Annotated in this window: 6 protein-coding genes; 1 reads left to right on the plus strand and 5 read right to left on the minus strand. The window is 68.9% G+C overall.

What is annotated here, in order from left to right; genetic code table 11:
* Positions 1–1,384 (minus strand): S46 family peptidase (locus D183_RS0121210; protein WP_017910764.1); only part of this gene is annotated, 1,384 nt, incomplete at its 3' end.
* A gap of 151 nt (positions 1,385–1,535) precedes the next feature.
* Here D183_RS0121210 and tdh point away from each other — a divergent pair.
* Complete coding sequence (gene tdh / locus D183_RS0121215; protein WP_026144724.1) at positions 1,536–2,567, plus strand: L-threonine 3-dehydrogenase; 1,032 nt, start codon at positions 1,536–1,538, stop codon at positions 2,565–2,567.
* Positions 2,568–2,656: 89 nt separating this feature from the next.
* On the opposite strand, the gene D183_RS0121225 is transcribed toward tdh, so the two are convergent.
* The 4 genes from D183_RS0121225 to D183_RS25550 all read right to left on the minus strand — a co-directional run.
* Positions 2,657–3,355 (minus strand): TorF family putative porin, encoded by a 699-nt coding sequence (locus D183_RS0121225; RefSeq protein ID WP_017910766.1) that lies wholly within the window; start codon positions 3,353–3,355, stop codon positions 2,657–2,659.
* A gap of 301 nt (positions 3,356–3,656) precedes the next feature.
* Complete coding sequence (locus D183_RS0121230; RefSeq protein WP_017910767.1) at positions 3,657–4,697, minus strand: sulfate/molybdate ABC transporter ATP-binding protein; 1,041 nt, start codon at positions 4,695–4,697, stop codon at positions 3,657–3,659.
* 7 nt (positions 4,698–4,704) lie between these two features.
* Complete coding sequence (gene cysW, locus D183_RS0121235; RefSeq protein WP_017910768.1) at positions 4,705–5,661, minus strand: sulfate ABC transporter permease subunit CysW; 957 nt, start codon at positions 5,659–5,661, stop codon at positions 4,705–4,707.
* Positions 5,661–6,332: ABC transporter permease subunit (locus D183_RS25550; protein ID WP_017910769.1), on the minus strand; the 672-nt coding region annotated here is incomplete at its 5' end. The genes D183_RS25550 and cysW, both read right to left, overlap by 1 nt.

Consider the following 6,332-nt stretch of genomic DNA (forward strand, 5'->3'; position numbering starts at 1 on the left):
CGAACCAGTAGCGCTGCAACTGGCTGTCCATGGCGGCGACGTAGCGGCGCTCCATCTGCTTCATCGCGCCCTCGATCTCGGGCAGGTCGCGCTCCTGGTAGCCCGGCTCGCGTTCGGCGTCCGGCTTGGCGCGTTCGATCGACAGGCGATACAGGGACACCGCACTGCCGAGCACGCCGGTGCGGCGCATCTGCCGCAGCACCAGGTCGCGATCGCGGGTGGCCTTGGCCTGCTCGCCCAGCGCCAGCAGTTGCGCATGCGCCTGCAGCGCGGCCTTGCCCTCGCCGCCCTGGCGCTTGAGCCAGGCCAGCACTGCGTCTTCCTCGGCGTGCTTCTTGGCCGCCGCGTCGATGCGCTTGAAGCCCTCCAGCTGGCCCTCGTAGTTCTTGGCGACGTTGTTCCAGCTGGCCATGGTCGCGGCGTACTTCACCTGGATGTCCGGGCTCTGTTTGCCGGCCTGCTCGACCAGCGCGATCAGGTCGCGGTACTGGCGCGCGGCGGTGGGGTAGCCCCAGCTCGCGGTGGCGTCGAATTCGGAGGCCAGCGCATAGCGGTTGGTACGGCCCGGGTAGCCGGCGACCATGACGAAATCGCCGGCGCCCAGCGGCTGGTCGGCGAACTTCAGGAAGTGCTTGGGCTGGTACGGCACGTTGTCCTTGGCGTAGGCGGCCGGCTTGCCGTCCTTGCCGACGTAGGCGCGGTAGAACGAGAAGTCGCCGGTGTGGCGCGGCCACATCCAGTTGTCGACGTCGCCGCCGAACTTGCCGATGCCCGACGGCGGCGCGTAGGCCAGGCGCACGTCGCGGATTTCCAGGGTGCGGAACAGGCGGTAGGTGTTGCCGCCGGAGAAGCTGTACAGCTCGCAGCGGTAGCCGGCATCGGCTTCGCACGCGGCGACCTGGGCCTTGTCGAAATCCTCCAGCGCCTGCGTGCGCTTGAGCGCATCGTTGCCGGCCGCGGCCATCGCCGCCTTGGCCTGCGCGGTGACGTCGGTGATGCGGTCGAGCACGTAGATGCGCGCGTTCGGGCCCGCGCTCAGTTCGGCGCCCTGGCTGGCGGCGCTGAAGCCGTCGCGGATCAGGTTCTTCTGCGGAGTGGAGTTGAGCTGGATCGCGCCATAGGCGCAGTGGTGGTTGGTCACCACCAGGCCCTGCGGCGAGACGAAGCTGGCGGTGCAGCCGCCGAGCGAGACGACCGCGCCCATCGGGTCGCCGGTGAGATCGGACAGTTGTTGCGGCGACAGCTTCAGGCCGGCCTGCTGCAGCGGCCCGGCGATGTCCGGCAACTGCTGCGGGACCCACATGCCCTCGCCAGCGTGGGCGGCGGAGGCGCCGGACAGGGCGGCCACGGCGGCGATGGCGACAGCCAACGAATTCGAACGCATCGAATAGCTTCCTTGATGACAGACGTTAGAGTGTAACGGCTGTCATCAAGTGGCCGGACCGTGACCAATGGCACCCTGACCGCGCCGCAACATGGCCGCGTCGGCCGGGCGCTTATACTGCGCGCCCTCTTCCCATCGAATCTGCACCGACATGGCGCAAACAATGAAGGCGCTGGTCAAGCGCGAGGCCGCCAAGGGCATCTGGCTGGAACAGGTGCCGGTGCCGGTGCCCGGCCCCAACGAGGTGCTGATCAAGCTGGAAAAGACCGCGATCTGCGGCACCGACCTGCACATCTACCTGTGGGACGAGTGGAGCCAGCGCACCATCAAGCCCGGCCTGACCATCGGCCACGAGTTCGTCGGCCGCATCGCCCAGCTCGGCTCGGCGGTCACCGGCTACGAGGTCGGCCAGCGTGTCTCGGCCGAAGGCCACATCGTCTGCGGCCACTGCCGCAACTGCCGCGGCGGGCGTCCGCACCTGTGCCCGAACACCGTCGGCATCGGCGTCAACGTCAACGGCGCCTTCGCCGAGTACATGGTGATGCCGGCCTCCAACCTGTGGCCGATCCCCGACCAGATCCCGTCCGAACTGGCCGCGTTCTTCGATCCCTACGGCAACGCCGCGCACTGCGCGCTGGAGTTCGACGTGATCGGCGAGGACGTGCTGATCACCGGCGCCGGCCCGATCGGCATCATCGCCGCGGGCATCTGCAAGCACATCGGCGCGCGCAACGTGGTGGTCACCGACGTCAACGACTTCCGCCTGAAGCTGGCCGCGGACATGGGCGCGACCCGCGTGGTCAACGTCGCCAACACCTCGCTCAAGGACGTGATGGCCGACCTGCACATGGAAGGCTTCGACGTGGGCCTGGAGATGAGCGGCAATCCGCGCGCGTTCAACGACATGCTCGACTGCATGTACCACGGCGGCAAGATCGCCATGCTCGGCATCATGCCGCGCGGCGCCGGCGCCGACTGGGACAAGATCATCTTCAAGGGCCTGACCGTGCAGGGCATCTACGGCCGCAAGATGTACGAGACCTGGTACAAGATGACCCAGTTGGTGCTGTCCGGCTTCCCGCTGGGCAAGGTGCTGACCCACCAGTTGACCATCGACGAATTCCAGAAGGGCTTCGACCTGATGGAAGAAGGCAAGGCCGGCAAGGTCGTGCTGAGCTGGTGATGCGCGCGCCGCGGCTACGCGGCGATGCGATGCCGAAAAAGACGAAGGGCGCCTCGCGGCGCCCTTCGTCGTTTCACGAGACGATGCGATCAGAACGCGATCGTGCCCGAGACCACCACGCGGTGACCGGCCAGGCGCTCGGTGAAGTTCGCCGCGCCCTTGTTGTCGGTGTCGTAGTAGCCCACGCTCAGCGCCAGCGGGCCGACCATCTTGCCCACGCTGACGTTGTAGTCGGTGTAGTCCTGGTACGCGGTCAACGCGCTTTCGTAGGTGGTGCGGCCGACGTGCGCGCCGACGCTGAAGCCCTGCGGCAGCGACCAGTTCCCGTCCAGCGCGTAGTAGAAGCTGTCCCGGTCCAGGTTGTACACGTTGTCGGTGTAGGCCACGGTCAGGGTGTAGGTCTTGAGGAACTTGGTCTTGGTGATCAGTTCGTTGTAGTTCGACTTGCCGGCGCCCGGATAGCCGTAGCGATTGACCATCACGTCGAAGTTCCAGTCCGGCGAGAAATCGACGTTGTAGCCGACGAAGCCGTCCACTTCCCAATCCGGATCGCCCGCGCCGAAATCGACGTTGGAGCCCCAGGTGCCCACGTACAGGCCGAACGGCGAGGTGTAGGTGAGGCCGGCCTGGAACGCCGGGCCCTTGTTGGTCTGGGAGACGCCACGGAACACGTAGTCGCTGACCACGCCATAGGAGCCGGTGATCGGCGAGGTGGGCTCGTCCTGGGCCAGGACGGTGAGCGGCGAAGCGGCCAGTGCGACGGCCAGGGCGAGAGTGGTCTTGTTCACCGGTCATTCTCCTAGGGTTGACGAGGAAGGGGTGCAGCGACGAGGCGGATGCGCCTTTACGGTTTTTTAACTGCTTTGATCGTGCAGTGCAACAACTTTTCACGCGGCGCATGCCACGCCGTGACACAAAACCCCGGATTCGCGCCAAGCGCGGACACAGCGAGCCGCCGACAGCGGGAGCCGGCCTGCCAGGGAAGGCCCTCGTCCGGATGTGGCGGTCAGGCCGCGACCGGGCAGGCAGCCGCTGGCCACACCAATGCGCAGGCGCGGCGGTCGCCGATCGGCAGGGCGCAATGGCGCCTCAGTCGGGCCGGGCGAAGACCCCGAAACGGCGTGCGCGCAGGTGCAATGGCTGGCCCGGCGCGTAGTCGGGTGCCCCCTCGCCCGCCGGCAGTTCCACCTCGACCTCGTCGTGGCCGTGCGCCAGCTGCGCGCGCAAGCGCAGCCGCGGGCCGCTGCGCTGGATCGACAGCACCGTCGCCGCCCAGCCCTCGTTGCCTGGCGCCAGGTCTTCCGGCCGCACATACAGCTCGACCGGACCACTGGACAGCGGCGTCGACGGCGCCGGCAAGGCCAAGCCGCCGACCTGCACCGCACCGCCGTGCAGACGCGCAGGCAGCCGGTTCACCGCACCGACGAAGGCGTAGACGAAGGGCGAAGCCGGCTGCTCGTAGACCTGTGCCGGGCTGCCGATCTGCTCGACCCGGCCGCGGTTGAGGATGGCCACGCGGTCGGCCAGTTCCAGCGCCTCTTCCTGGTCGTGGGTGACGAACACCGTGGTCAGGCCGGTGCGTTCGTGCAGCTCGCGCAGCCAGCGCCGCAGGTCGCGGCGGACCTGCGCGTCGAGCGCGCCGAACGGTTCGTCGAGCAACAGCACGCGCGGCTCGATCGCCAGCGCGCGGGCCAGCGCCACACGCTGGCGCTGGCCGCCGGACAGTTGCGCCGGGTAGCGTCGCTCCAGGTCGTGCAACTGCACCAGCGCCAGCAGTTCCTGCACCCGCGCGCGGATGCGCGCCTCGCTCCAGCGCGCCTCGCGGCGCACGCGCAGGCCGAAGGCGATGTTCTCGTACACGCTCATGTGCTTGAACAAGGCGTAGTGCTGGAACACGAAGCCGACCCGGCGCGCCTGCACCGACAGCGCGGTGGCGTCCTCGCCGTGGATCAGCACGCGTCCGCGGTCGGCATGTTCCAGTCCCGCGATCACCCGCAGCAGCGTGGTCTTACCGGAGCCGGAGGGCCCCAGCAGCGCCAGCAGTTCGCCCTGGCGGATGTCCAGACTGACGTCGTCGAGCGCGGCGAAATCGCCGAAGCGCTTGCCCAGATGCTGTACGCGAATGCTCATCGCAACCTCAATGTCGGTGAGTGGCGGCCAGCGCCGCGCCGTGGCGCCAGTGCAGCCAGGACTTGACGGCGAGCGTCAGCAGCGCGGTCAACGCCAGCAGGCTGGCGCAGGCGAAGGCCGCGCTGTAGGCGTATTCGTTGTAGAGGATCTCCACATGCAGCGGCAGCGTGTTGGTGCGCCCACGGATCTGTCCGGACACCACCGACACCGCACCGAACTCGCCCATCGCCCGCGCACTGCACAGCAGCACGCCGTACAGCAGGCCCCAGCGGATGTTCGGCAGGGTCACCCGCAGGAACGTCTGCCAACCGCTGGCGCCCAGGCTCAGCGCCGCCAGCTCCTCGTCGTCGCCCTGCTGCTCCATCAGCGGCATCAGCTCGCGGGCGATGAAGGGAAAGGTGACGAAGGTGGTCGCCAGCACGATGCCCGGCAGCGCGAACACGATGCGCGGCAGATGCAGCGACACGTCGCCCAGCGGCGGCAGGTGCAGCCACACGCCTTCGTCGATCAACGGCCAGGCCCAGCCGTTGCGGCCGAAGATCAGGATGAACAACAGGCCGGCGACCACCGGCGACACCGAGAACGGCAGGTCGATCAGGCTCACCAGCAGGCGCTTGCCGGGGAAACGGTGCTTGCTGACCGCCCAGGCCGCGGCCACGCCGAACACCAGGTTCAACGGCACCACGATCGCCGCCACCAGCAGCGTCAGGCGGATCGCCGCCAGCGCGTCCGGATCGGAGATCGCGCGCCAGAACACGCCGACGCCGCTGCGCAACGCCTCGGTGAACACCAGCAGCAAGGGCAGCAGCAGGAACGCCAGCAGGAAGGCGAGCACGCCGCCGATCAGCAACAGCCTCACCCAGCGCGGCTCGTCGACCACCGAAGCCTGCACGTGCGCGGCGACGGCGGCAGCACCGGCCTGCCCGGGGACGTGCGCGGCCAGCGCGGACACGACCGACGCCATCACGCCACCGCCCTGCCGCGCCGCGCGAACCAGGCCTGCGCCCCATTCACCAGTAGCAGCGACAGCAGCGACAACAGCAGCATCGCCGCGGCGATCGCGCTGGCACCGCCGTAGTCGAACTCTTCCAGGCGGATGGTGATCAGCAACGGCGCGATCTCGGTGGCATTGGGCAGGTTGCCGGCGATGAAGATCACCGAGCCGTACTCGCCGACGCCGCGCGCGAAGGCCAGCGCGAATCCGGTCAGCACCGCCGGCCACAGGGTCGGCAGCACTACCCGCCGTACCGTCTGCCAGCGCCCGGCACCGAGCGTGGCCGCCGCCTCTTCCAGTTCGCGCTCGGCCTCGGCCAGCACCGGCTGGACGATCCGCACCACGAACGGCAGCCCCACGAACACCAGCGCCACGACGATGCCCAGTGGCGCGTAAGCGACCTTGACCCCGCTCGCCCCGCTGACCTGCATCAGCCCGACATAGCCGATCAGCAGGCCGCCGACGCCCAGTGCGGCCAGGCTCAGCACGGCGACCGTGCCGAGCAGGCGCTGCAGCACACGCAGCGGTGCCAGCAGCAGCGCCTGACTACGCCGCAGCAGCGCGTAGCCGGTCGCCGCCAGCGCCAGCAGCAGCGCCAGCCGCGGCCACCACCAGGCCAGCGTCGGCAGGCTGGGCGCCCG

Origin of the sequence: Xanthomonas sp. SHU 199 (genome assembly GCF_000364665.1) — a bacterium.
GTDB classification, from domain to species: domain Bacteria; phylum Pseudomonadota; class Gammaproteobacteria; order Xanthomonadales; family Xanthomonadaceae; genus Xanthomonas_A; species Xanthomonas_A sontii.

Bases quoted from the DNA above. Each gene is read 5' to 3' on its own strand.
- tdh (WP_026144724.1), top strand. From the start codon at position 1,536: ATGGCGCAAACAATGAAGGCGCTGGTCAAGCGCGAGGCCGCCAAGGGC.
- cysW (WP_017910768.1), bottom strand. From the start codon at position 5,661: ATGGCGTCGGTCGTGTCCGCGCTGGCCGCGCACGTCCCCGGGCAGGCC.
- D183_RS0121230 (WP_017910767.1), bottom strand. From the start codon at position 4,697: ATGAGCATTCGCGTACAGCATCTGGGCAAGCGCTTCGGCGATTTCGCC.